The following is a 319-nucleotide window of genomic DNA, read 5'->3' on the forward strand; positions in this document are numbered from 1 at the left end:
ACGATATCGCCGTCGGCAAACCCAAGCAGAGCGATGTCATCGACATTCATGAACAGAACCTGCCGCGTTCCTTCCACGCCGCGAAAACGGTCGCTATAGCCGTAGACGGTCGTGTTGAACTGGTCGTTGGATCGCAACGTCGACAGGTGCAGGACGTCCGGACCCGACGCCTCAGGCGGAAATTCGGGGAACAGGCGGTCGGGCGTCAGGAAATTTGCCTTGCCGCTTGAGGTTACCCATTTTTGCTCCCTTGCGGGCAAATGGTGCGGGATGCCGCCGCGTTTGAAAAGCCGTTCGTTGAAGTTCCTGAAGGTTTCCG

1 pseudogene is annotated in these 319 nt (G+C 58.0%); it reads right to left on the reverse strand.

From position 1 onward, the window contains the following. Positions 1 to 319 (reverse strand): annotated as a pseudogene (locus EN804_RS38515) (formate dehydrogenase); the annotation flags it as partial.

The organism is Mesorhizobium sp. M8A.F.Ca.ET.161.01.1.1 (genome assembly GCF_004792105.1).
Lineage (GTDB): Bacteria > Pseudomonadota > Alphaproteobacteria > Rhizobiales > Rhizobiaceae > Mesorhizobium.